Source organism: Pseudomonas koreensis, assembly GCF_012986595.1.
Classification (GTDB): Bacteria; Pseudomonadota; Gammaproteobacteria; order Pseudomonadales; family Pseudomonadaceae; genus Aquipseudomonas; species Aquipseudomonas koreensis.
Genome location: NZ_JAAQYM010000007.1, coordinates 274667 through 300209 on the forward strand (window position 1 = coordinate 274667; position 25543 = coordinate 300209).

Annotated in this window: 19 protein-coding genes; 9 read left to right on the plus strand and 10 right to left on the minus strand. The window is 62.5% G+C overall.

Annotation, left to right across the window (positions count from 1 at the left end; translation table 11 throughout):
* Window positions 1-26 precede the first annotated feature (26 nt).
* The 8 genes from HBN98_RS22425 to HBN98_RS22460 all read left to right on the plus strand — a co-directional run bounded on the left by HBN98_RS22425 (window position 27) and on the right by HBN98_RS22460 (window position 6782).
* Window positions 27-1349: an MFS transporter gene (locus tag HBN98_RS22425; RefSeq protein WP_083368870.1), complete on the plus strand. Its 1323-nt coding sequence runs from the start codon at window positions 27-29 to the stop codon at window positions 1347-1349.
* A gap of 146 nt (window positions 1350-1495) precedes the next feature.
* Window positions 1496-2488: an AraD1 family protein gene (gene araD1 / locus HBN98_RS22430; RefSeq protein WP_083368871.1), complete on the plus strand. Its 993-nt coding sequence runs from the start codon at window positions 1496-1498 to the stop codon at window positions 2486-2488.
* 9 nt (window positions 2489-2497) lie between these two features.
* On the plus strand, window positions 2498-4078 hold the full coding sequence (locus HBN98_RS22435; RefSeq protein ID WP_083368872.1) for an aldehyde dehydrogenase (NADP(+)): 1581 nt from the start codon (window positions 2498-2500) through the stop codon (window positions 4076-4078).
* A 178-nt stretch (window positions 4079-4256) separates the two neighbouring features.
* Window positions 4257-4547: a DUF5629 family protein gene (locus HBN98_RS22440; RefSeq protein WP_064587869.1), complete on the plus strand. Its 291-nt coding sequence runs from the start codon at window positions 4257-4259 to the stop codon at window positions 4545-4547.
* Window positions 4534-5709, plus strand: a complete 1176-nt coding sequence (locus HBN98_RS22445) for a lactonase family protein (protein ID WP_083368873.1) — start codon at window positions 4534-4536, stop codon at window positions 5707-5709. Before HBN98_RS22440 ends, HBN98_RS22445 begins: the two co-directional genes overlap by 14 nt.
* Before the next feature lie 157 nt (window positions 5710-5866).
* Window positions 5867-6046, plus strand: a complete 180-nt coding sequence (locus HBN98_RS22450) for a hypothetical protein (protein WP_007917967.1) — start codon at window positions 5867-5869, stop codon at window positions 6044-6046.
* 269 nt (window positions 6047-6315) lie between these two features.
* Window positions 6316-6528: a hypothetical protein gene (locus HBN98_RS22455; protein WP_083368874.1), complete on the plus strand. Its 213-nt coding sequence runs from the start codon at window positions 6316-6318 to the stop codon at window positions 6526-6528.
* Complete coding sequence (locus tag HBN98_RS22460) at window positions 6525-6782, plus strand: hypothetical protein (RefSeq protein WP_083368875.1); 258 nt, start codon at window positions 6525-6527, stop codon at window positions 6780-6782. Before HBN98_RS22455 ends, HBN98_RS22460 begins: the two co-directional genes overlap by 4 nt.
* Window positions 6783-6955: 173 nt before the next feature.
* Here the strand turns inward: HBN98_RS22460 and HBN98_RS22465 are convergent, their stop codons facing one another.
* The 10 genes from HBN98_RS22465 to HBN98_RS22510 all read right to left on the minus strand — a co-directional run bounded on the left by HBN98_RS22465 (window position 6956) and on the right by HBN98_RS22510 (window position 20069).
* Window positions 6956-7540, minus strand: a complete 585-nt coding sequence (locus tag HBN98_RS22465) for a glutathione S-transferase (RefSeq protein ID WP_064587865.1) — start codon at window positions 7538-7540, stop codon at window positions 6956-6958.
* Window positions 7537-11178 (minus strand): AAA family ATPase, encoded by a 3642-nt coding sequence (locus tag HBN98_RS22470; protein ID WP_083368876.1) that lies wholly within the window; start codon window positions 11176-11178, stop codon window positions 7537-7539. The genes HBN98_RS22465 and HBN98_RS22470 overlap by 4 nt, the downstream gene beginning before the upstream one ends.
* On the minus strand, window positions 11175-12419 hold the full coding sequence (locus HBN98_RS22475) for an exonuclease SbcCD subunit D C-terminal domain-containing protein (RefSeq protein ID WP_083368877.1): 1245 nt from the start codon (window positions 12417-12419) through the stop codon (window positions 11175-11177). The genes HBN98_RS22470 and HBN98_RS22475 overlap by 4 nt, the downstream gene beginning before the upstream one ends.
* Window positions 12420-12602: 183 nt before the next feature.
* A complete protein-coding gene (locus HBN98_RS22480) occupies window positions 12603-14240 on the minus strand; it encodes a BatD family protein (RefSeq protein WP_083368878.1) in 1638 nt (545 codons plus the stop codon).
* Window positions 14237-15973, minus strand: coding sequence for a tetratricopeptide repeat protein (locus HBN98_RS22485; protein ID WP_083368879.1), 1737 nt, complete (start codon window positions 15971-15973; stop codon window positions 14237-14239). The genes HBN98_RS22480 and HBN98_RS22485 overlap by 4 nt, the downstream gene beginning before the upstream one ends.
* Window positions 15970-17049 carry a vWA domain-containing protein gene (locus HBN98_RS22490; RefSeq protein ID WP_064587859.1) on the minus strand — a complete coding sequence of 360 codons (1080 nt, stop codon included), beginning with the start codon at window positions 17047-17049 and terminating at the stop codon, window positions 15970-15972. The genes HBN98_RS22485 and HBN98_RS22490 overlap by 4 nt, the downstream gene beginning before the upstream one ends.
* A complete protein-coding gene (locus HBN98_RS22495) occupies window positions 17042-17539 on the minus strand; it encodes a DUF4381 domain-containing protein (protein WP_064587858.1) in 498 nt (165 codons plus the stop codon). Before HBN98_RS22495 ends, HBN98_RS22490 begins: the two co-directional genes overlap by 8 nt.
* On the minus strand, window positions 17536-18480 hold the full coding sequence (locus HBN98_RS22500) for a DUF58 domain-containing protein (protein WP_083368880.1): 945 nt from the start codon (window positions 18478-18480) through the stop codon (window positions 17536-17538). Before HBN98_RS22500 ends, HBN98_RS22495 begins: the two co-directional genes overlap by 4 nt.
* A gap of 5 nt (window positions 18481-18485) precedes the next feature.
* On the minus strand, window positions 18486-19445 hold the full coding sequence (locus tag HBN98_RS22505; RefSeq protein WP_003218556.1) for an AAA family ATPase: 960 nt from the start codon (window positions 19443-19445) through the stop codon (window positions 18486-18488).
* A 270-nt stretch (window positions 19446-19715) separates the two neighbouring features.
* A complete protein-coding gene (locus HBN98_RS22510) occupies window positions 19716-20069 on the minus strand; it encodes a hypothetical protein (protein WP_083368881.1) in 354 nt (117 codons plus the stop codon).
* Between the two features lie 504 nt (window positions 20070-20573).
* Between HBN98_RS22510 and HBN98_RS22515 the strand changes: the two genes are divergently transcribed.
* Window positions 20574-25469, plus strand: a complete 4896-nt coding sequence (locus HBN98_RS22515) for an NAD-glutamate dehydrogenase (RefSeq protein WP_083368882.1) — start codon at window positions 20574-20576, stop codon at window positions 25467-25469.
* Window positions 25470-25543 lie beyond the last annotated feature (74 nt).

Below are 25543 nucleotides of genomic sequence, written 5' to 3' on the forward strand. Positions count from 1 at the left end.
AAAAACAACAATCGGAGACCGACCCCATGAGCCAGGAATTGCGGCTAATCCGCCGCATCACACTGAAACTGATTCCCTTCCTGATCCTGCTGTACCTGATCGCCTATGTGGATCGCTCCGCCGTCGGCTTCGCCAAACTGCACATGGGCGCCGACATCGGCATCGGTGATGCGGCCTATGGCCTGGGCGCCGGGCTGTTTTTCATTGGCTACTTCCTGCTGGAAATCCCCAGCAACCTGATGCTCGAACGCTTTGGCGCACGGCGCTGGTTCGCGCGGATCATGATCACCTGGGGCGCGATCACCATCGGCATGGCATTCGTCCAGGGCCCGCACAGTTTCTACGTGATGCGCTTTCTGCTCGGCGCGGCGGAGGCGGGGTTCTTTCCCGGCGTTCTGTACTACATCACCCAATGGTTCCCGGTGCGCCATCGCGGCAAGATCCTCGGCCTGTTCATCCTCTCCCAACCGATCGCAATGATGATCACCGGCCCGGTGTCCGGCGGCCTGCTGGGCATGGACGGCATCCTCGGCCTGCACGGCTGGCAGTGGCTGTTCATCGTCATCGGCACCCCGGCGATCCTCCTGACCTGGCCGGTGCTGCGCTGGCTCCCGGACGGCCCGCAGCAGGTGCAATGGATGGATCAGGCGGAGAAAGACTGGCTGACCGGCGAACTGAAAAAAGACCTGCAGGCGTACGGTCAGACCCGGCACGGCAACCCGCTGCATGCGCTCAAGGACAAACGCGTGCTGCTGCTGGCGCTGTTTTATCTGCCGGTGACCCTGAGCATCTATGGCCTCGGCTTGTGGCTGCCGACGCTGATCAAACAGTTCGGCGGCAGCGATCTGGTCACCGGTTTCGTCTCGTCGGTGCCGTACATCTTCGGGATCATCGGTTTGCTGATCGTGCCGCGCAGTTCCGACCGCCTGAACGATCGCTACGGCCATCTGGCGGTGCTGTATGTGCTGGGCGCGATCGGCCTGTTCCTGAGTGCCTGGCTGTCGCTGCCGGTGACGCAACTGGCGGCGCTGTGCCTGGTGGCGTTTGCGCTGTTTTCCTGCACGGCGGTGTTCTGGACGTTACCGGGGCGATTCTTCGCCGGTGCTAGTGCAGCGGCGGGAATTGCGCTGATCAACTCGGTGGGCAATCTGGGTGGCTACATCGGGCCGTTCGTGATTGGTGCGCTGAAGGAATACACCGGGAATCTGGGGTCGGGGTTGTACTTCCTCTCCGGGGTGATGGTGTTTGGCCTGATTCTCACGGGAATCGTCTACCGCGTGCTTGAGCGCAAACACGTGCTCCCGGTCGAGCAGTTCGCCGCCAGTGCACGCGGTGCCACCCGAACCTGACTAGACAGCACTGGCCCCTGTGGGAGCGAGCCTGCTCGCGAAGAGGCCATCACATTCAACATTGTGGGTGACTGACACACCGCTTTCGCGAGCAGGCTCGCTCCCACAGGGGAACGGCGGTGTTTTTGAGGGAATAGGAGAAATTTATGCATCTGGTGCAATTCGAATTAACCAACGGCGAACGCCGCGTCGGCGTGGTCGACAACGGTCTGATCCGCGAAGTGCAGGACGCTCGCAGCGTGCGCGACCTGGCGCTGGCCGCCATCGATGCCGGCGGCACGCTGGCGCAGCACGTACAAAGTCTCGGCCTCGGCATCAGCCATGACTACGCCGAGCTGCTGAGCACTCGGCGCATCCTGCCGCCACTGGACCATCCCGATCCTGCGCACCTGCTGGTCAGCGGCACCGGCCTCACACACCTGGGCAGCGCCTCGGCCCGGGACAAGATGCACCAGCAGGCTGGTGACGAAGCGGCGATGACTGACACCATGCGCATTTTCAAATGGGGCGTGGAGGGCGGCAAACCGCCGGCGGGGCAGGCCGGTGTGCAACCCGAATGGTTCTACAAAGGCGACGGCAGCATCGTCGTGCGCCCCGGCGAAGCGTTCCCGCTGCCGCCGTTCGCCGAGGACGCCGGCGAGGAACCGGAAATGGCCGGCCTCTACGTCATCGGCCATGACAGCAAACCGTATCGCCTCGGTTTCGCGGTGGGCAACGAGTTCTCCGACCACGTCATGGAGCGCAAGAATTACCTTTATCTGGCCCACTCGAAACTGCGCAGTTGCAGCTATGGCCCGGAGCTGCGCACCGGTGAGCTGCCGCAACATCTGGCCGGCAGCAGCCGCATCCTGCGCGACGGCCAAGTGCTATGGCAGAACGAATTCCTCAGCGGCGAGGCGAACATGTGCCACAGCCTCGCCAACCTCGAATATCACCACTTCAAATACCGCCAGTTCCTGCGCCCGGGCGATGTGCACATTCACTTCTTCGGCACCGCGACCCTGTCGTTCGCCGATGGCATTCGCACCCAGCCGGGCGACGTGTTCGAGATCAGCCAGGCCGAATTCGGCGCACCGCTGATCAACGGCATCGCCCCGGCAGCAGCGGCTTTTCAACCGGACAGCATCGGCACCCTTTAAGGAGCTCCCATGACTCAGATTCTCGGCCACAACTACATCGGCGGTCAGCGCAGTGCGGCGGGCGACGTGAAACTGCACAGCGTCGACGCCACCACCGGCGAACAGCTGCCTTACGCTTTCATCCAGGCCACGCAGCAGGAAGTTGATGCCGCCGCGCAAGCGGCTGCCGCTGCGTACCCGGCGTATCGCAGCCTCAGCGCCGAACGCCGCGCGCAGTTTCTCGATGCGATTGCCGATGAACTGGATGCGCTGGGCGATAATTTCGTCGCCGTGGTCTGCCGCGAAACCGCGCTGCCAGCGGGGCGCATTCAGGGCGAGCGCGGGCGCACCAGCGGGCAGATGCGTCTGTTCGCCAAAGTCCTGCGTCGCGGTGATTTCTACGGCGCGCGGATCGACCTGCCGCTGCCGGATCGTCAGCCATTGCCGCGACCGGATCTGCGCCAATACCGCATCGGCCTCGGCCCGGTTGCGGTGTTCGGTGCAAGCAACTTTCCGCTGGCGTTTTCCACGGCGGGCGGTGATACGGCTTCGGCGCTGGCCGCCGGGTGCCCGGTGGTGTTCAAGGCGCACAGCGGTCACATGGCTACAGCAGAACTGGTCGCCGATGCACTGATTCGCGCCGCGGAAAAAACCGCGATGCCGGCTGGCGTGTTCAACATGATCTACGGCGGTGGCGTCGGCGAATGGCTGGTCAAGCATCCGGCGATTCAGGCGGTGGGCTTCACCGGTTCGTTGAAGGGGGGGCGGGCGCTGTGCGACATGGCCGCAGCGCGGCCGCAACCGATTCCGGTGTTCGCCGAGATGTCGAGCATCAACCCGGTGATCGTCCTGCCACAGGCACTCGCCGAACGTTCGGAAACCGTTGCTCGTGACCTGACTGCCTCGGTGGTGCAGGGCTGCGGTCAGTTTTGCACCAATCCCGGTCTGGTCATTGGTATTCGCTCGGCGCAATTCAGCTCCTTCGTGCAGCAAGTCGCCGGGCTGATCGGCGATCAACCGGCGCAGACCATGCTCAACGCCGGCACCCTCGGCAGCTACGGTAAAGGCGTGCAGAAGCTGTTGGCGCATCCCGGCATCGAACATCTGGCGGGTAACCCTCAGCAGGGCAATCAGGCACAACCGCAATTGTTCAAGGCAGATGTCAGCCTGTTGATCGGTGGTGATGAGGTGCTTCAGGAAGAAGTCTTCGGCCCGACCACAGTGATTGTCGAGGTGGCGGACAAGGCCGAGCTCAGCGCGGCGTTGCAGGGCCTGCACGGGCAACTGACGGCGACGATTATCGGCGAGCAGGCGGACTTCGAACGCTTCCCGGAACTGACGCCGTTGCTCGAGCAGAAGGTCGGACGGATCCTGCTCAATGGTTACCCGACCGGTGTCGAAGTGTGCGATTCGATGGTGCACGGTGGGCCGTATCCGGCGACGTCCGATGCGCGCGGAACGTCGGTGGGGACCCTGGCGATCGATCGTTTCCTGCGCCCGGTGTGCTTCCAGAACTATCCCGACAGCTTGTTGCCGGAACCGCTGAAGAATGGCAATCCATTGCGCATCCAGCGCCTGGTCGACGGCAAGCCATCGCGCGACGCGTTGTAACTGACAGTCAATATCCCTGTGGGAGCGAGCCTGCTCGCGAATGCATTCTTTCAGTCAGCCTTTCATGGCCTGACACACCGCATTCGCGAGCAGGCTCGCTCCCACAAAGGTTCCCATAAGGCCTCTGCAGCACATTGAGCTATCATTGGCCCTTTCCCCCTAAGAAAGACTGTTTGCCATGACTGCCCAAACCCTTCTCAACGTCCTCGAACACTGCGATATGGTCGAAATCGATGGCTTGCACGCCTTCGAATTCGCCCTCGACGAAGACGACAACCTGCACATCGAATGCATGGATGGCCGAGCGGCCAAGCATTGGGAATTCACGCCGGCGCAGGTCGCAGCAGCAACTTTTGATAACGACCTGCAGAGCTGGTTGATCGTTGGTGATTCTGGCGAACACCGCCTGGTCTGCCTCGATGCCTTCGGCGGCAGCGACGACGAGGACGAAACCGATGAGCATGCGTAAATTCTGGCCGCTGCTGATGGCCGGCAGCGTCGGTGCGATGGGCCTTTCCACGGCCTCTGCCGAAAGCTTCCAGTTGCTGGTGGGCTCCTACACTGCGGGGACCAGCCAGGGCATCTATCGAATGAATTTCGACAGCTCCACCGGGCAGATCGACGCCAAGCCGCTGCAAGTGGTGAAAAGCGAAAATCCGTCGTGGCTGACCCTGTCCAAAGACCAGCATCGGCTGTTCGTGGTCAACGAAAACGGCCCCGGCCAGAAGGACCCGGTCGGCCGCGTCAGCAGCTATTCGATCGATCCCAAGACCCACGCCCTGACCCTGATCAATCAGGTGCAGAGCCTGGGCAACGAGCCGACCCATTCGAGCCTGAGCGGCGATGCCAGCCATCTGTTCGTCAGCAACTATTCGGTGGTGGAAGATCCGGGCGGCACCCTCGCGGTGTTGCCGGTCGGTGCTGACGGCAAGCTCAAACCGGTGGTGCAGATGAGTGCGCACCCGGCGAGCCGGGTCAATCCCGAGCGTCAGGCGTCCAACCACGTGCATTCGACGGTGTCCTCACCGGACGGCCGCTACGTGTTCTCCAACGACCTCGGGGCGGACAAGGTCTTCATCTACCAGTTCGACCCGAAGGCCAACCCGGACCTGCCGCTGACCCCGGCGAAAACCCCTTCGGTATCGTTGCCGGCCGGCAGCGGGCCGCGCCATCTGTTGTTCAGTGCTGACGGCAAGCATGCCTGGCTGACCATGGAAATGAGCGCGCAGGTTGCGGTGTTCGACTACCACGACGGCGTGCTGACCCAGACGCAAATGGTCGATCTGGCGGCGGGTCAGTCAACATCGGACAAAGCCGCCGCCGCGCTGCATGCGTCGGCCGATGGCAAGTTCCTCTACGTCAGCAACCGAGGCACCGCCAATCAGCTGCTGGTGTTCAGCATCGATCCGGCGACCGGCCAGCTCAAAGAGCTGCAAAAACGTTCAGTGGAGGGCGATCACCCGCGTGAGTTCAGCCTCGATCCGAGTGGTAAATTCCTGCTGATCGCCAACCAGAAGAGCAACGAAATTGTCGTCGTCGAGCGCGATGCCAAGACCGGTCTGCTCGGCAAAACCGTACAAAAACTGCCGATGGACGCCCCCAGCGACCTCAAGTTTCTAGTGCGACAATAAGCCACAGGCCCCGATTTACGGGGCCTGTCTCTTTGTATTAATCGCGCTGATATCCGGTAATGCTACAAAGCATTTCAAGCGATCAACCCTCGAGCGTTAAGTTTGCTTCACGGCCCAACCGGGCAAAGCAAGCCAACCGAACACGAGGGTTACCGCCATGAACTTCAATCTCTTCTCCGTCATCGCCGCTTCCGCCATCTCCGCCACCGTGGTTCTGCCAGCCAGCGCCAACGTTGAAATCAACAGCAAAAAATCCCACACCCAGAGCTATACCCAGAAATACCTGCAACAGAGCGCCAACTTCTACGCCGCGCTGGATCACAAAGCCCAACACTGAAATGCCCGACTTGCGCGACTCCCTGTAGGAGCTGCCGAAGGCTGCGATCTTTTGATCTTGTTTTGAAAAGCAAAATCAAAAGATCGCAGCCTTCGGCAGCTCCTACACGTGTGCGTGTGTTTTTCGCAGCCTGATAGGTTTCTTGAACCGCGCAAATAGACCGGCTAAATAATCAACGAAGCTGATGTTCACTATGGAAAACCCTGAGTGGTTGCTTCGGCTTTTTTGATCGATCCTGACGGCACTGAAACATGCCCACGGAGAACATCATGGCCAGTTCCATCATTACCTCAGCCAAGCGCGGCGCCTACCTGGCCATCGGTCTTTACCTGGCCCTGGTGTTGTTCGTCAGCATCGCCGCGCAGACTCAACACCACTTCGACGCGCCGATCCAGGTCGCACACCCCGGCATCCAGTTCGAACACCGCGCAGACAGCGTGCTGGCCGATCGGGCGGAACTCGCAGGGGTAGGCGGAGCATGAAAGGCTACAGACTCTGGGTCATCGCCGGTCTGGCACTGATGACCAATGGCGCTGCGTTACTCGGCTTCGGTCAGGGTTCGGTCGGCGCACTGGCACGGGCCATAGAGGCCAATCACACCATCGCGCACAACATCGAACGGGCAAATACCCTGGGGCTGATGGCCGGCAATCCACCGGTAAAAGTCTCGGCCGATTTTCTCGGCCCCTTCGAAGTGGATTGCATGGCACTCGGCATGTGCAACGCACTCGCCTAAACACCACGAACCACTGTGGCGAGGGGATTCATCCCCGATGGGCCGCGAAGCGGCCCCAGACCCGGCAAACCGGATTGTTCTGATACACCGAGGTTTCTGATTTCAGGGCAGCTTCGCCGCCCATCGGGGATGAATCCCCTCGCCACAAGGTGTTCGGTAGCAGGAATTCGGGGTTACTTCTTCATGATCGCCGTAAACAGCTCGGATTCGAGCAAGCGCTGCAACCACGCTTGCAACCGCAGATAAGGCGTCTGCGCAAACCACTCGCGATCCACATGCGCAAACTGCCGCACGAACGGCAGCAACGCCACATCCGCCAGACTCAAGTGATCGGTCAGCAAGTAATCACGATCGGTCAGCAACTCCTCCAGCCGCTGCAAAAACAACGCCCCTTCAGCCCGATAAACCTCCATCGGCTGCTCGGGATAACGCTCGGCGTATTTGTAGCGATTCAAATGCACCTTGAATGCCTGATCGTTGGCTTCGATCAACTCGGCAATCCGTGGATCACCCCCCAGTAACCAACCCTGCGGATCATGCTGCGCCAACGCCCAGCGCATGATCTCCAGGCTCTCGTCGATTACCCGGCCATTCGCATCCAGCACTGGCACCGTGCCCTTGGGCGAGATCGCCAGCATCTCGGCGGGTTTGGCCTTGAGGCTGACCTCGACGATCTCCACCGGCACCCCCGAATAGCGCAGGGCCATCCGCGCGCGCATTGCATACGGGCAGCGGCGGAACGAGTACAGCGTGTTCATTTCACCTCCAGCGTGCTCAAGCCGTTGCCCTGGCGTTGTACCTGAATCTGCACCGGAATCCGTTCGTGCATTTCCTGCACGTGGGAAATCACCGCGACCTTGCGCCCCTGCGCCTGCAAGCCGTCGAGGGCGTCCATCGCCAGTTGCAGGGATTCCGGATCAAGGCTGCCGAAGCCTTCGTCGATAAACAGCGATTCGATCTTCAGCGTGCTTGAGGCCATCGATGCCAGTCCCAGCGCCAGCGCCAGCGACACCAGGAACGTTTCGCCGCCGGACAGCGAATGCACCGAGCGCAATTCATCACCCATCTCGGTGTCCATCACCAGCAGGCCGAGCATGCTGCCGCCGCGTTTCAAGCGATAGCGTTTGACCAGTTGGCGCAACTGCACGTTGGCGTGATGCACCAGCAGGTCGAGGTTGTAGGCCTGGGCGATCTTGCGGAAGGTGTCGCCGGTGGCCGAGCCGATCAACGCATTCAGCCGCGCCCAGCGCTGATACTCGGCATAGGCGTCGGCGATCTGCTGCGCCAGCGCCTGATTGGCGTTTTGCCGGCGCTGATCTTCAGCCTGTTCAGCGCGCAGTTCGGCGCATTGCTGCTCGCTGAGGTTGAACTGGTGTTGCAGCTCGGCGAGGGCGCTGGCCAGTTGCTCGGCGTCGAGATTGCCATTGTGCTGCGCCTGATGTTCGGCCAGACGCTGGTCACGCTCCTGCAGCAGCACCTTGGCCTGTTCAATGGTTTTTTCGTTGTGCTGCAAGCGCTGGCGCAGTTCGCTGACCTGAGCGTCATCGACGCGCAGCAGGTCTTCGAGGCCGCCGTCATCCAGCTCCGGATGACGCGCGCGCCAGTCGGCAATCTTCTGCGTCAACTCGTGGTCTTCGCTGTGCAGCGCCTGCAAGCGTTCTTGCTGAGCCTTGAGTTCGGCGCCAATCTGCACCCGTTGCGTACGCACGTCCTGCAGTTCCTGCGCCGTGCTGGTTTCGGCGTTGCGCGCCTGCTCCACGGTCTGTTCCAGTTGCTGCTGCCAGTGCTCGGCGCTGTGGTGCTCGCCCAGCAGTTGCGCGAGTTGCGCCTGACAGGCCTGTTGCTGCTCGGCCAGCGCGCTGAACTGCTGCTCGGCGCTTTGCAGCTGCTGGACGCGGCCGAGCTGGCGGTCCTGTTCTTTCTCCAGCGTCTGCTGGCGTTGTTGCTGTTCGGCCAATTCTTCCTTTTGCTGCTCGACCTGCGCCAGGCGCTCGGCAATCTGCCGATCCAGCTGCATGAAGGTCGCTGCTGGTTCGATGCGCAAGGCTTCCAGGGTCTCGGCCGGCAGCAGGCTGGCGAACGCGGTGAGTTCTTCGTCGAGGCGCTGACGGTCGCTGCTCAGTTCGCGTTGTTGGTTGCTCAGGTGCTGCGCCGCTTGCTGATGCGCGGTTTCGGCATTGCGCAGTTGCTGGGTCAGGCGCGCTGCGTCCTGCTGCAGGGTGAGCAGGGCGCTCTGGCGTTGTTCGTCCTGAATGATGCTCTGGTTCAACTGATCGTTTTGCCGGGTCAGCCAGGCGTCGCGCTTGTCGGCGTCCTGATTGAGTAACTGAGCGGCCAGTGGATGCGCCTGCAGGCTCGGCGCCAGTGCCTCAAGCTGAGCATTCAATTGTTCCTGCTGTTGCAGCAGCTCCTTCTGCCGGGCGATCACGCCACCGACTTCGGCGCGCAGCTCGGTGAGTTTTTCCTTGAGCTGATCCACCGCTTGCTGGGCGCGGGCCTGCTCGGATTCATCATGACGACCGAGGCTTTGCAGCAGCGCTTCCGGCTGATGATACGGGTGCTCGTTGCTGCCGCAGACCGGGCACGGCTGATCGTCCTGCAACTGTGCGCGCAGTTCTTCGACACTGGCGCTGCGGGCCAGACGCTGGCGTTCGAGCAGTTCGCGGGTGACGTTGAGGGTTTGTTCGGCGACGCTGAGCTCGGCTTTGCTTTTCACCCCGTCCTGGGTCAGGCGTTCGCGTTCCTGTTGCGCATCGAGCAGGCGTTGTTGCAACTCGGCGCCGCGTTTTTCCAGCTCTTGCTGGCTGGCCCAGAGCCGCGTCAGGTCTTCGATGGCGCGCAGCTGTTTGCGATTGTCCTGCAGCAGATTGCCGAGAATGCCGATCTGCTCGGCGACCGCATCCGGCTCGGCGCCGGCCTCTTTGAACAGCACTTCCAGTTGCTGCTTTTGCGTGGCCAGCGCTTCGGCGCTGTGCGCGGCGTTCTGTTCGAGGCTGGCGAGTTCGGCCTGACCTTTGTTCAAGCGATTGCCGATCAGCATCAGCTGTTGCAGGCGATCGCGGTAGGCATTCCACGCATCGCTCAGCGGCGCCAGATCGGCGCTCTGTTCCAGCTCGGCGGCGATTTTCTGCAGGCGTTCAGCGACCTCGGCCTGTTTCGCCTGCAACGCTTGAATGGCGCTCTGGCCTTGGGTGCACGCCTGTTCGGCAGACTGTCGGGCCTCGGCGCTGAGGGCGGTGTCCTTGGCAAGGCGGGCGAGGGTGCTTTGCTCTTCGAAAGCCTGACGCAGCAACGGCGCACTTTCGCTGTGCCGCTGCTGGGCGTCGCTCAGGGCGACTTTCGCCGCATCGAGCGCCTGTTCCAGTTGCGTCTGGCGTTCGCCGAGTTCGCCGTGTTGCTGGGTGTGCGCGGCAATCTGCGCCGCCAGCGGCGTCAGTTGCGCGTCGAGTTCAGACTTGCGCGCGAACTGATGACGTTGCGGCGCGAGTTGTTCCAGGCGCGTCAGCTTCAGGCGTTCGCCGGTTAGAGCTTCCCACTGTTGCTGCGCACTGTGCAGTTGTTCGGCAGCCGCTTGTTGCGCGTCCTGCAACTGGCGCAAATCCTTGAGCCAGCTGTGCTGCTGCTCCAGTTGCTTGAGCTGCGCCTGCTGCAACTTCAACTGTTGCTGGGCGGCGTTGAAGCGTTCGTCCAGTTCGGCCCGCGCCTCGGGCGCCAGCGGAGTGACGCCGGTGGCCTGATCCTGCAGCAGCTTGTGCGCTTCGCGGGCCTCTTTGGTCTTGTCGAATGCGCGGCGGCCGAGGCGGGTGTAGAGCGCGGTGTCGGTGAGTTTTTCCAGCAGTTCGCTGCGGTCGTTGTCGTCAGCCTTGAGGAACGCGCTGAACTCGCTCTGGGCCAGCAGCACGGCGCGGGTGAACTGTTCGAAGTTCAGGCCCAGTGCGGCTTCCAGTTGCGTTTTGTACTCACCTTTCTGGCTGGCGAGCAGTTGATCCTGATCAATATCACGCAGGCTCTGTCGGCTGGCCTGCAACTTGCCGCCCGCCTTCTCGCGGGCGCGGTTGGCTTCCCAGCGCGCGCGATAACGCCGGCCATCGACGCCGACAAAATCCACCTCGGCATAACCTTCACCGGTGCCACGGCGCAGCAAGGTGCGTGGGTCGCCGGTGGCGATTTCGCCGTCGGCGTCCGGGACTTTAGCGTCACGGCCAGTGTTGTTCAGACGCGGCACCGCGCCGAATAAAGCCAAGCACAAAGCGTCGAGCAGGGTGCTTTTGCCGGCCCCGGTCGGGCCAGTGATCGCAAACAGGCCAGCGCTGGCCAACGGCTCAGCAGTGAAATCAATTTCGAACGGCCCGGCCAGCGAGGCGAGGTTTTTCAGGCGAATGGCGAGAATCTTCATGGCTGCTCGCCCTCCAGTTGTACGTCCTGCAGCAGTTCGGCGAAGTCCTTGAGCGTCTGTTCGTCGACCTCGTTGCCATAGTTGTCGAGCCAAGCGCGGCTGAACAATTCCTGCGGGGTGAGTTGGTCGAGTTCGATCAGCGCGGTGCCGTCCTCAACGCCGTCAGCGCCCCGGTTGCCGGCGTACTCGGCGGCGATCCGCACCAGGCGCACGGCTTTGCCTTGCAGGGCGCTTTCCACTTGGTGGCGCAGGTCGGGCTGCGGTTCGTCGAGGGTCACGCGGACTTCCAGCCACGGCTGGCGCTGGGTTTCGGCGAGCAGATCGATGTTCGGCAGGTCCGCCAGTTGCAGCAGAATCTCGGCCAGCGGCGCCGGGCCGATCCGTTGCAGGTTGACCGAGCGCGGGATCAGTTTCGGCTCGACGCTGACCAGGGTTTCACCGTCGAGCGTGATGTCGAGAATCTGGTGCTGATAACCGATCTCCGAGAACGACAACGGAATCGGCGAGCCGCTGTAGCGGATGCGTTCTTCACCGTTGACCTTCTGCGGCTTGTGCAAGTGGCCGAGGGCAACATAGCTGATGCTCGGCCCGAACAGGCTGGCGGGCAGGGCTTCGGCATTGCCGATAATCAGGCTGCGCTCGGAGTCTTCCGAGACCGAACCGCCGGCCATGTGCGCGTGACTGATGGCGACCAGCGCCTGACCCGGTTGGCGCTTGGCATTGGCGGCTTCGATCAGCCATTCATGTACCTGACCGATGCCGCGCAAATAGTTGTCGCCCAGATGTGCACCGGTCACCTCTGCCGGGCGCAGGAACGGCAGCGCCAGACACCACGCGGCGATTTCGCCTTTGGCATTCGGCAGCGGCAGCAGCAGACGTTCGGCATCGAGTTGGCCGTCATCCAGCCACAACACCCGACCCAGCGCATGGGTGCGCAAACGGCGCATCAATGGCGCGGGCAGCTCGATGCGCGAGCCGGAATCGTGGTTGCCGGCGATCATCACGATGGTCAGCAATGGCTGCTGCTCGTGAGCGCTGACGATGAAGTTGTAGAGGCGTTCCTGGGCTTTGACCGGCGGATTGACCGTGTCGAAGATGTCCCCGGCAATCAGCAGCACATCCGGCTGCGCCAGTTGCAATTGGCGCAGCAGCCATTCGAGAAAGCACGCATGCTCGAAATCGCGCTCCTGGCCGTGCAGGTTTTGCCCAAGGTGCCAGTCGGAGGTGTGAAACAGACGCAAGGTGGACTCCGCTACATATAAAGAGGTGATGGCCGCGTGGAAATGAGCGGCGGCGAAAGAGAGGGGAGTTTACTGGCAAATGGGGGGGCTTGCCCAAAGGCTTGAAAATCAAAAGATCGCAGCCTGCGGCAGCTCCTACACATATCTCTGTAGGAGCTGCCGCAGGCTGCGATCTTTTGCTTTTTACTTCGGATAAAGCGGCGGCAACCCGCTGTCACCGACCGGGTCCTGCACCCGCTCCGCCGCTGGAATCGTGCGGATCGCCCGCCACAAATCCTCACCCTGCCAATGCTGCCCCGTTTCGCTGTACAGCGCACCGTTGAGCCCATCCAACGCATCTGACAACGGCACAAACCGCGCCGCCATATCCGCCAGCGTCTCCGGTTGCTGCCGCGCCCACGCATCCAGCGCCTGCCGCGTCGCTTGCGGGTCATTCGCCTGGCTCGCCCGTTTGATGTCATCCAGCAACGTGCGTGGGCTCGGGCCGGTTTGTGCGGCGCGGTGGATTGCCGGTTGCCAGCGCGCACGCCACCACAGGCCGAAGCCGAGGAGGGTGGTGCAGGCGAGGATCAGGGTGCTGAGTTTCCACCACCACAGCACATCGTTATCGACGACGCTCGGTTGCAGGTTGCCGGCCGGGGTGTCGACCTGCAGGCTCGGGTTGTTCGCCACTTGCAGGGTGCGCGCCGGCAGGCTGGTGTGTTCCAGGTGATCTTCGAAGGTGTTCCACCAGACCACGTCGACCGTTGGCAACTCGATGCTGCCGCTGCGGCTGGGCACCAATGCTTCGCGTTCTTCACGGCTGCCGATCAGCCCGCGCTCACCGCTCTGGTTGCTCAGCACCGGTTGATCCGGGTAGCGACGCAGGCCGCTGACCTCGGTGGCGGGCAGGGCGGGCAATTGTGAGCTGGCCAAGCCTTCGACTTTCAGGGTCAGGCTGCGGGTCAGGGAGTCGCCGACCTGGGTGTTATCCGGCTCCGGGTTCCAGCTTTCGCTCAGGCTCAGGCTGCGCGCGGGCAGCCACGGCGCATCGGCCGGGTAGGTCAGTGGTTTCGGTTTGACCGTCAGCGGGATTTCGGCGGAGTTGACGTGCAGCAGCTTGCCCGGTTTCGGCCCCTGTGCGGTGGCGTCCTGGCTGGGCTGGGTGTCGACCAGCGTGGCGCTAAAGGTTTGCGGGGCGATGGTCAGCAGGCCGCTGTGCTGCGGATAGATCGCGTAGCGCATCTCGATCACGCCATGGCGCACGCCGTTGATGTCTTTCTCGTAGGTGCGTGTGTCGCCCAGTTGCTCGATCCGCGCATCGTTGATTTGCAACGGGGTCAGGCTGCTGTCGTCGTACAGCGACACCGAGTGGTAGATGCGCAGGGTCAGGATCGCCTGCGCCTGCACGTACACGCTGGTCTGGTCGAGGCTGGCCTCGATGAACACCGGGGCCGGGTTGTTTTTCTCTTCGCGGGTGTCGCTCTCGACCACTTGCAAGGTGATCGGCTGACTCTGCACATCACCCAGTTGCAGCGCCGGGATGACCACGCTGCCGTTCTCTTTTGGCAGCAGGGTGATGATCCAACGCGTGGTGGCGCGGTTGTCGCCACTGAGGGTGTTCAACTGGTTGACCTGGCGGGTACCGCGCACCTCGAACAAAGGGTCCAGCGGGGTCAGGTCGGGTTTGCCGAACTGCGTGACGTCGTTGGTTTCGAGGGTGAGTTCGACCGTCTCGCCGGAGTTCAGGCGACTGCGATCCACGCTGGCCGTCAGCTCGGCCGCGTGGGCGGTGGCCGTGCAGATCAGCAGGGGCAGCAACAGAGCGGTGAAACGGGTCATCGAGTTTTTTCCTGATCCTGATGTTGTTGCTGTTCGTACCAGAATTTGCGTCGCAGCAATTCCCCGGGATTGTCCGGAATCTTGCCCAGCCATTGTTCCAGTGCCTGACGTTGCTCGCCTTCGAGGTTGTCCTCGCTCGGGCGCAGCGTCGGCACGGTGTCCGTTTCTTCCGCCTCATCAATGCCCGGGATTTCGTTGGGGCCTGGCTGCGGCGGGGTGGTCGGCGGCGGTTCGCTGGCCGACTCGGCCGGTTGCGCCTCGCTCTGGGTTTCACTGTTGGCCGTCGGTGGCGGTGCGGTCGCGGGTGGCGGTTCATCGCCGGGCAGGCTTTGTTCGCTGGGCTTGCTTTCCGGCTCGGCGGGCGGCGGGTTTTTTTTCTGCTTCAGCAGGTTTTCCACCAGGGCCTTGTTGGTCAGCGCCGGGCGCAGGTCCGGTTGCAGTTCCAGCGCTTGTTCATAGGCATCGATGGCCGCTTCCAGCTCGCCGCTTTTCGCCAAAGCGTTGCCACGATTGTAGTGGGCGCGGGCGTCGCTGCCCTCGGCAAAACGCTGAGCGGCGCCACTGTAATCGCCGGCCTCGTACAACGCCACCCCTTGCCACTGGTGATCTGCAAAGTGTTGGGCCGCTTCGGCCGGGCGTTTCTGCTTGAGCAAGTGCAGGCCCTGTTGGTCAGGGCGCAGCCACAGGTCTTCGAAGTCAAAAGCGTAGCTCGGCTGCGGCAGGCACAGCAGCAGCGGCAGGCAGAACAACCAGCCACGCCGTCCGGCGCAGGCAGCCAGCAGCAACAGCGGCAACAATAGCCAGTAACCCTGATCCGCCCAGGTGTCGAGGCGCACGGTCTGGCCATCGTCGCGCAGGCTGCGCGGGCCGTCGAGCAGGCCGAGCGCACGCAGGTCGGTTTCGTCCAGCCGCGCGCTGTGGTATTCGCCGCCGACGCTGGCGAGAAACGCGCCGAGGCTCGGACTGTCGAGTTGCGGCACGCGGATCGCGCCTTGTTCGTCCTTGAGGAAACTGCCGTCCTCCTGGGCAATCGGCGCACCTTCGGCGGTGCCGACGCCGAGCATCAGCAGTTGCGCCGATTGCTGACCGAGGGCGCGGCGAATGCCTTGGCGTTCTTCTTCCGTCAGCGAGGAGCCGATCAGCAGAATCCGCCCCTGACCGAGCGCGCCTTGCTTGAGCAACGCCAGCGCCTTGTTCACGCCGAGGTCGGCGCGGTGGCCGCTTTCCGGCATCAGCGACGGCTTGAGGGCGTCGAGCAGATTGCGACTGGTCGCCAGGTCATCCGACAGCGGCACCAGCGTGTGCGCGCTGCCGGCGTAGACGACGATCGCGGTCTGCGCATCGCTGCGTGCCTGCAACAGGTCGAACAGCTTGCGCCGGGCCTGTTCCAGTCGGGTGGGCGGTGAGTCGGTTGCGAGCATTTCCGGGGTCAGCTCCAGCACTACCACCAACGGGTCGGCAGGTTTCTGGCTGGTCTGTTCGACGCGCTCCCAGCTCGGCCCGAGCAGCGCGACGAGGGTCAGCAGCCAGGCGACGCCGAGGGCGACCCACGGCAGCTTGCTGTCGCGGCCGTTGCCGCCGCTGAGCAGCGTTGCGTGGAACGCCGGCGGCAGAATCATCTGCCAGCGCCCGGCGCGTTTCTGTCGGTGCCAGAGTTGCCAGAGCAGCCAGCCCATCAGCGGCAGCAACAACAGCCACCACGGGCGAAACCAGTGCGGCCAGAGCGCGATCATCGGCGCCTCCGCAGACGCAGGCGTTTGAGACGCTCACGCCAGTCAGGCAGCGGACTTTGCAGATACAGCTCCTTGGTGAACAGGCGTTGCAGCGGGTTGTCCGGCCACAACTCGCGGACGACCAGCAACAGGCTCAGCAACAAGGCCAACGCCAGCGGCCATTGATACAAGGCTTGCGCCGGGCGCGCCTGGGTCGGTTGCTGGGTCACCGGTTCGAGTTGATCGAGGGTGTCCTTGATCGCTTGCAGCTCCTTGCCGTCGTGAGCACGGAAATATTGACCGCCGGTGGCAGCTGCAATCGCTTTGAGTGCCGGTTCGTCGAGGTCAAGGCTCGGATTGACCCCGAGCAGGCCGGTGCTGCCGCTGTCTTCCGGGTCGGCACCGATGCCGATCGGGTAGATTTTCACCCCTTCGCTGGCCGCGAGTCGGGCTGCAGTCAGCGGATCGATTTCGCCGCCGTTGTTGGCACCGTCGGTGACCAGAATCAACACCCGGCTTTGCGCCGGACGCATGCGCAGGCGTTTCAGTGCGAGGCCGATTGCATCGCCAATCGCGGTGTTTTTGCCGGCGATGCCGATGCGCGCTTCATCGAGCCAGACGCGCACGGTGTGGCGGTCGAACGTCAGCGGTGCCTGCAGATAGGCCTGACTGCCGAACAGAATCAAACCCACCCGGTCGCCGTCGCGGCTTTCAAGAAAGTCGCCGAGCAGGTGCTGGACCAGCGACAAGCGGCTGACGTCCTCGTCCTGCCACTGCATGTCGGGGAAATCCATCGAGCCGGACACGTCCACTGCCACCAGCAGATCACGCCCGCTGGCGGCAATCGGCAGTGGTTCGCCGAGCCATTGCGGGCGTGCGGCGGCGCTCAACAGCAACAGCCACAGCAACAGGAACGGTGCTTGCTGGCGCCACGCCGGCAGGTTGGCCCGGGCGCGTCGACGAGCAAGGCCTTCGAGATCGGAAAGGAAACTCACGCGTAATGCCGGCTCGCCGCTGTCGGCCACCGGCAGCACCAGGCGCATCAGCCATGGCAGCGGCAGCAGGACAAAGATCCACGGCCAGGCGAACTCAAACATGTTTGCGAATCCAGGTTTCAACGGCTTGGGTCAGGCCGGCAATGGCTTTGTCGTCGAGTTTGCATTCGGGTTTGTAGGCGCCTTCGACCAGCACCATCCAGCGCGTCAGGCCGGCGGCCGGGCAGCGGTTGTCGAGAAACGCCAGCCATTTGCGGCCATTGAGCGTGTGGCTCTGACTGTAGGGGTAATGGTTGCGGCACAGGCGTTTGAGCAAGCCGTTGAGCTGCTGCAGCCAGGCCCCGGCCGGTGCGCCGTCGTAGGGTTTGGGCATTTGTGCCAGTTCGGCCAGCGCAGCGATGCGCACCGGATCCAGCGGCTGTTCGGCGCGCACGATCGGGCGTTTGCGGGTCGGAATGAAGCGGCGCAAACGCCACGCAGCGAAGCCGAGCAGCGGCAGCAATAACAGCAGCAGCCACCAACCCGGCGCCGGTGGCCAGAAATCGATTGGCGGCGGGGAGATCAGCGGTTGCAGTTGCTCGAGGCCGTTCATCGGCTGCTTCCCGGGCGCTGCGGATTGAGGAACTCGCGCATCTGCTCGACCATTTCACTTTGCGTGCTCAATGGCATCAGCAGCACCCGCAGTTTTTGCGCGAGCAATTCCCAATGGGCGATGCGGGCTTCGGCCTGAGCGCGATAGGTCTGGCGCAGGTCGAAATTCAGCGTGTCGAGTTCCAGTTGGGCGCCGCGCTCCGCGAACCTCAAAAGTCCGGCGGCAGGCAGCGCATGATCCAGCGGATCGGACAGCGGTAACAGCAACAGATCGCAATGACGCGACAGCAGGCTCAGTTGCTGCTCGGCGCTGTCGGTCAGCGCCCGCTCATCGCAGATCACGATGACCAGACTGCCCGGGCGCAACACTTCCCGCGCCCGGCGCAGGGCCACGCCGAGGGAGTCACGGTCCGGCTCGCGTTCGCTGTGCAGCGACTGGTTGACCTTCACCAGACGGTTGAGCAACTGCAACAGGCTCTGTTTGCTGCGACGCGGTTTGATTTCGTAATGCTCGTTGTCGCCGAACACCAGCCCGCCAACGCGGTCGTTATGGCCGAGCGCGGCCCAACCGATCAGCGCCGCCGCTTGCGCCGCCAGCACCGATTTGAACATCAGCCCGGAGCCGAAAAACAGCCGCGTGCTTTGCTCGACCATGATGAAAATCGGCCGTTCGCGTTCTTCATGGAACAGCTTGGTGTGCGGCTCCTGGGTGCGCGCGGTCACGCGCCAGTCGATGGTGCGCACGTCGTCGCCGGCCTGATAGACCCGCACCTGATCGAAGTCGACCCCGCGCCCGCGGAATTTCGAGTGATGCAGGCCGATCAGCGGGCTGCGCTGGCTCGGTGTGGAAAACAGCTGCACTTCGCGCACACGGTGGCGCATCTCGATCAGGTCGGTGAGGCTGATGCGGATGCCCGGTTCGGACGGCAGGGGGGCGTTCATGGGGGTCAAGCGACGGCTACGACGTCGAGAATCCGCTGCACCACCCGGTCCTGATCGATGCCGGCGGCTTCGGCTTCAAACGACAGAATGATGCGGTGACGCAACACGTCAAACAGCACCGCCTGAATGTCTTCGGGGCTGACGAAGTCGCGCCCGGCCAGCCAGGCGTGGGCACGGGCGCAGCGGTCGAGGGCGATGGAGCCGCGCGGGCTGGCGCCATAGGCGATCCACTCGGCCATTTCCGGATCGAACTTGGCCGGCGTGCGCGTGGCCATGACCAGCTGCACCAGGTATTCCTCCACGGCGTCGGCCATGTACAGACCGAGGATTTCCTTGCGTGCGGCGAAGATCGCCTGCTGGCTGACCCGGCGCTCGGGCTTGGTCTCGCCATTCAGCGCTTCGCCACGCGCCTGCTGGAGGATGCGGCGTTCGACGGCGGCGTCCGGGAAACCGATTTTGACGTGCATTAGGAAACGGTCGAGCTGCGCTTCCGGCAGGGGATAGGTGCCTTCCTGCTCGATCGGGTTCTGCGTGGCCATCACCAGAAACAGCGGCGACAACTCATAGGTGCTGCGCCCGACGCTGACCTGGCGTTCGGCCATGGCTTCGAGCAGCGCCGATTGCACCTTGGCCGGGGCGCGGTTGATTTCGTCCGCCAGCACCAGGTTGTGGAAGATCGGCCCTTGCTGGAACACGAAACTGCCGGTTTCCGGGCGATAGATCTCCGTGCCGGTGATGTCGGCGGGCAGCAGGTCCGGGGTGAACTGGATGCGATGGAACTGGGCTTCGATGCCCTCGGCGAGTTCTTTGATCGCTTTGGTCTTGGCCAGACCCGGAGCGCCCTCGACCAGCATGTGGCCGTCGGCGAGCAGGGCGATGAGCAGGCGCTCGATGAGTTTTTCCTGGCCGAGAATCTGCGTTGAAAGAAAGGTTCGCAGCGCCAGCAGCGCTTCACGATGTTCCATCGGTGACTGTTCCTGGAAAGGGTGGCCGCAGGCGTTCGGATAACGCCGGGGCTGGGGGCGTTACTTTAATCCATCGAGGGGGGTGGCGACTAACGGCATTTTGCGCAAAGTGCGGGAAATGACTGGGGGATTTGTTGGAATTTTGTAGCGGGAGAAAGATGCAGTGTTCTTTCGGGCCTCTTCGCGAGCAGGCTCGCTCCCACATTTGAACGGCGTACACCCGTCAATGTGGGAGCGAGCCTGCTCGCGAAAGGGCCCGCACGGATAACATCAAATCTGGCTGATATAGGTGCCAGTCCCGTCCAGAATGTTCTTCAGGGTTTCTTCGACTTCAGCCATATCCACCATATCCGGGTTGAAGCTGATCTCCAGCACATCATCCCCATTCAGCGCATCGGCATCCGCCGCCGCAATCTCGATCTTCAGCAGGGTCTTGCTCAGGGTGACTTTCACCCCGTCGAGGGTCGAAGGCTCGCCGTCCAGGGTGATTTCCAGCTCGTCCTCGTCCGGATAACGGCTCATCAGAAACATATCGCCCTTGTCGCTGTGGCAGCAGAGCATGGCCATGTTGTCTTCTTCGTCGTCGCACGGGTTGACGATCAGTAGGGCGGTGGTCATTTGCATGGGGAATTCCTGCCTCGGCGGGCGTGTTGGTCGCAATTGGGCGCGATTCTGCCAGCCCTCGGGAATTTCTGCATGTGAGAGTGTCAGAGGATGTGTCGTGAACGCGACACAGGTCAATGGTCGCTTCTGGCACAGATGTACCGTAAATACGGGCATTCAGGCCGCCGGTTTCCGCCATGACTGCTAGTGTTTATCGGTGCCAAATCCTTTGTTTACGTGCCAATGACCGAATATGTCGCAGCACCGCAAGCAGACACATTGTCGCACCCATTAAGCTGCGCAACGGATGAGCACCCGTAAAGGCATTGTCGGCAGCCCCGACAGTCGTTTTTGCAGATGCCCATTCAATGGAAGGTGAATGTGACCTGAGTGTCTCGTCCAGCTTCACCCACCTGTCCCCCTGTTTCCTCTGCCCGAGAATCAGGAACAGGGCGACACAAGCCCCGAAAGGGGTGTTGCACGCGACGCTTTCCATCAATAACAAGCTTAAGCGGAGTACCACAGATGGCGTTCTTCACCGCAGCCAGCAAAGCCGACTTCCAGCACCAACTGCAAGCGGCACTGGCGCAGCACATCAGTGAACAGGCACTGCCACAAGTGGCGCTGTTCGCTGAACAATTCTTCGGCATCATTTCTCTGGACGAGCTGACCCAACGTCGCCTCTCCGACCTCGCTGGCTGTACTCTTTCCGCGTGGCGCCTGCTTGAGCGCTTCGATCACGCGCAACCGCAAGTGCGCGTCTACAACCCCGATTACGAGCGTCATGGCTGGCAGTCGACCCACACCGCGGTCGAAGTGCTGCACCATGACCTGCCGTTCCTGGTCGACTCGGTCCGCACCGAGCTGAACCGTCGCGGCTACAGCATCCACACCCTGCAGACCACCGTGCTCAGCGTACGCCGTGGCAGCAAGGGCGAGTTGCTGGAAATCCTGCCAAAAGGCAGCACCGGCGAAGGCGTGCTGCACGAGTCGCTGATGTACCTGGAAATCGACCGCTGCGCCAACGCGGCCGAACTGAATGTGCTGAGCAAAGAGCTGGAGCAGGTGCTCGGTGAAGTGCGCGTCGCGGTCGCTGATTTCGAGCCGATGAAGGCCAAGGTGCAGGAAATCCTCACCAAGCTCGATCACAGTGCATTCGCCGTCGATGCCGACGAGAAGACCGAAATCAAGAGCTTCCTGGAATGGCTGGTGGGCAACCACTTCACCTTCCTCGGCTACGAAGAGTTCACCGTTGTCGATCAGGCCGATGGCGGCCATATCGAATACGACCAGAATTCCTTCCTCGGTCTGACCAAACTGCTGCGCACCGGCCTGACCAACGAAGACCGTCACATCGAAGACTACGCGGTGAAATACCTGCGCGAACCGACCTTGCTGTCGTTCGCCAAGGCTGCGCACCCGAGCCGTGTACACCGTCCGGCCTACCCGGACTACGTGTCGATCCGTGAAATCGACGCCGACGGCAACGTCATCAAGGAACACCGTTTCATGGGCCTGTACACCTCCTCGGTGTATGGCGAGAGCGTGCGGGTCATCCCGTTCATCCGCCGCAAGGTCGAAGAAATCGAACGCCGTTCCGGCTTCCAGTCCAAGGCTCACCTGGGCAAGGAACTGGCACAGGTGCTCGAAGTGCTGCCGCGTGACGACCTGTTCCAGACCCCGGTCGACGAACTGTTCAGCACTGTGATGTCGATCGTGCAGATCCAGGAACGCAACAAGATCCGCGTGTTCCTGCGCAAAGACCCGTACGGTCGCTTCTGCTACTGCCTGGCCTACGTGCCGCGCGACATCTATTCCACCGAAGTGCGCCAGAAGATCCAGCAAGTCCTGATGGAGCGCCTGAAAGCCACCGACTGCGAGTTCTGGACCTTCTTCTCCGAGTCCGTGCTGGCCCGCGTGCAGCTGATCCTGCGCGTCGATCCGAAGAACCGCATCGACATCGACCCACTGCTGCTGGAAAAAGAAGTCGTACAGGCCTGCCGCAGCTGGCAGGACGACTACGCCGCACTGACCGTCGAAAGCTTCGGCGAAGCCCACGGCACCAACGTGCTGGCAGACTTCCCGAAAGGCTTCCCGGCAGGTTACCGCGAGCGTTTCGCGGCGCATTCGGCCGTGGTCGACATGCAGCACCTGCTGAGCCTGAACGAAAAAAATCCGCTGGTGATGAGCTTCTATCAGCCGCTGGGCCAGGTCTCCGGCCAGCGCGAGCTGCATTGCAAGCTGTACCACGCCGACACCCCGCTGGCACTGTCCGACGTCTTGCCGATTCTGGAAAACCTCGGCCTGCGCGTATTGGGTGAATTCCCGTACCGCCTGCGTCACACCAACGGCCGCGAGTTCTGGATTCATGACTTCGCGTTCACCGCTGCCGAAGGCCTGGACCTCGACATCCAGCAACTCAACGACACGTTGCAGGACGCGTTCGTCCACATCGTCCGTGGCGATGCCGAGAACGATGCGTTCAACCGTCTGGTGCTGACCGCCGGTCTGCCATGGCGCGACGTGGCACTGCTGCGCGCTTACGCCCGTTACCTGAAGCAGATTCGTCTGGGCTTCGACCTGGGTTACATCGCCAGCACCCTGAACAACCACACCGACATCGCTCGCGAGCTGACCCGGTTGTTCAAGACCCGTTTCTACCTGGCGCGCAAGCTGGGCAGCGAAGATCTGGAAGACAAGCAACAGCGTCTGGAACAAGCGATTCTGACCGCACTGGACGACGTTCAGGTGCTCAACGAAGACCGCATCCTGCGTCGTTACCTGGACCTGATCAAAGCCACCCTGCGCACCAACTTCTATCAGACCGATGCCAACGGCCAGAACAAGTCGTACTTCAGCTTCAAGTTCAACCCGCACGCCATTCCAGAACTGCCGAAGCCGGTACCGAAGTTCGAAATCTTCGTTTACTCGCCACGCGTCGAAGGCGTGCACCTGCGCTTCGGCAACGTCGCTCGCGGTGGTCTGCGCTGGTCCGACCGTGAAGAAGACTTCCGTACCGAAGTGCTTGGCCTGGTAAAAGCCCAGCAAGTGAAGAACTCGGTCATCGTGCCGGTGGGTGCGAAGGGCGGCTTCCTGCCGCGTCGCCTGCCACTGGGCGGCAGCCGTGACGAGATCGCGGCCGAGGGCATCGCCTGCTACCGCATCTTCATTTCGGGTCTGCTGGACATCACCGACAACCTGAAAGACGGCGCCCTGGTGCCGCCGGCCAACGTCGTGCGTCATGACGACGATGACCCGTACCTGGTGGTGGCGGCGGACAAGGGCACTGCAACCTTCTCCGACATCGCCAACGGCATCGCCATCGACTACGGCTTCTGGCTGGGTGACGCGTTCGCCTCCGGTGGTTCCGCCGGTTACGACCACAAGAAAATGGGCATCACCGCCAAGGGCGCGTGGGTCGGCGTACAGCGCCACTTCCGCGAGCGCGGCATCAATGTCCAGGAAGACAGCATCACCGTGGTCGGCGTGGGTGACATGGCCGGTGACGTGTTCGGTAACGGCCTGTTGATGTCCGACAAGCTGCAACTGGTCGCGGCCTTCAACCACATGCACATCTTCATCGACCCGAACCCGAACCCGGCGACCAGCTTCGTCGAGCGTCAGCGCATGTTCGACCTGCCGCGTTCGGCCTGGACCGACTACGACACCAGCATCATGTCCGAAGGCGGCGGTATCTTCTCGCGCAGCGCGAAGAGCATTGCCATCTCGCCGCAGATGAAAGAACGCTTCGACATCAAGGCCGACAAGCTGACCCCGACCGAACTGCTGAACGCCTTGCTCAAGGCACCGGTGGATCTGCTGTGGAACGGCGGTATCGGTACTTACGTCAAAGCCAGCACCGAAAGCCACGCCGACGTCGGCGACAAGGCCAACGATGCACTGCGCGTGAACGGCAACGAGCTGCGCTGCAAAGTCGTGGGCGAGGGCGGTAACCTCGGCATGACCCAGCTGGGTCGTGTGGAATTCGGTCTCAATGGCGGCGGTTCCAACACCGACTTCATCGACAACGCCGGTGGCGTCGACTGCTCCGACCACGAAGTGAACATCAAGATCCTGCTGAACGAAGTGGTTCAGGCCGGCGACATGACCGACAAGCAACGCAACCAGTTGCTGGCGAGCATGACCGACGAAGTCGGTGGTCTGGTGCTGGGCAACAACTACAAGCAGACCCAGGCTTTGTCCCTGGCGGCGCGCCGTGCCTACGAGCGCATTGCCGAGTACAAGCGTCTGATGAGCGATCTGGAAGGCCGTGGCAAGCTGGACCGTGCCATCGAGTTCCTGCCGACTGAAGAGCAGATCAACGAGCGCGTTGCGGCAGGCCATGGCCTGACCCGTCCCGAGCTGTCGGTACTGATCTCGTACAGCAAGATCGACCTCAAGGAACAGCTGCTGGGTTCGCTGGTGCCGGACGACGATTACCTGACCCGCGACATGGAAACGGCGTTCCCGCCGACCCTGGTCAGCAAGTTCTCCGAAGCCATGCGTCGTCACCGCCTGAAGCGCGAGATCGTCAGCACCCAGATCGCCAACGACCTGGTCAACCACATGGGCATCACCTTCGTTCAGCGACTCAAAGAGTCCACCGGCATGAGCCCGGCGAACGTGGCCGGCGCTTACGTGATCGTGCGTGACATCTTCCACCTCCCGCACTGGTTCCGTCAGATCGAAGCGCTGGACTACCAGGTCTCCGCTGACGTGCAACTGGAGCTGATGGACGAGCTGATGCGTCTGGGCCGCCGCGCTACGCGCTGGTTCCTGCGTGCCCGCCGCAACGAGCAGAACGCTGCCCGTGACGTCGCGCACTTCGGTCCGCACCTGAAAGAGCTGGGTCTGAAGCTGGACGAACTGCTGAGCGGCGAAATCCGCGAAAACTGGCAGGCGCGTTATCAGGCTTACGTCGCGGCCGGTGTGCCGGAGTTGCTGGCGCGTATGGTGGCGGGTACCTCGCACCTGTACACCCTGCTGCCGATCATCGAAGCGTCCGACGTGACTGGCCAGGATCCGGCCGAAGTGGCCAAGGCTTACTTCGCCGTGGGCAGTGCGCTGGACATCACCTGGTACCTGCAACAGATCAGCGCGCTGCCGGTTGAAAACAACTGGCAGGCTCTGGCCCGTGAAGCGTTCCGCGATGACGTCGACTGGCAGCAACGTGCGATCACCATCTCCGTCCTGCAACAGGGCGACGGCACTCAGGACGTGGAAGCACGCCTGGCGCTGTGGATGGCACAGCACGAAGGCATGATCGAGCGCTGGCGCGCCATGCTGGTGGAAATCCGTGCTGCGAGCGGTACGGACTACGCCATGTATGCGGTTGCCAACCGTGAGCTGCTCGACCTAGCGTTGAGCGGGCAAGCGGTGGTGCCTGCGGCTGCTGCGAATGCCGAGCTTGAGCTGGCCTGAGTAGTGGTTGAATGAGAAAGCCCCGGTGTCGTGAGATGCCGGGGCTTTTTTGTGCCTGAAGGATTGGTGTTTTC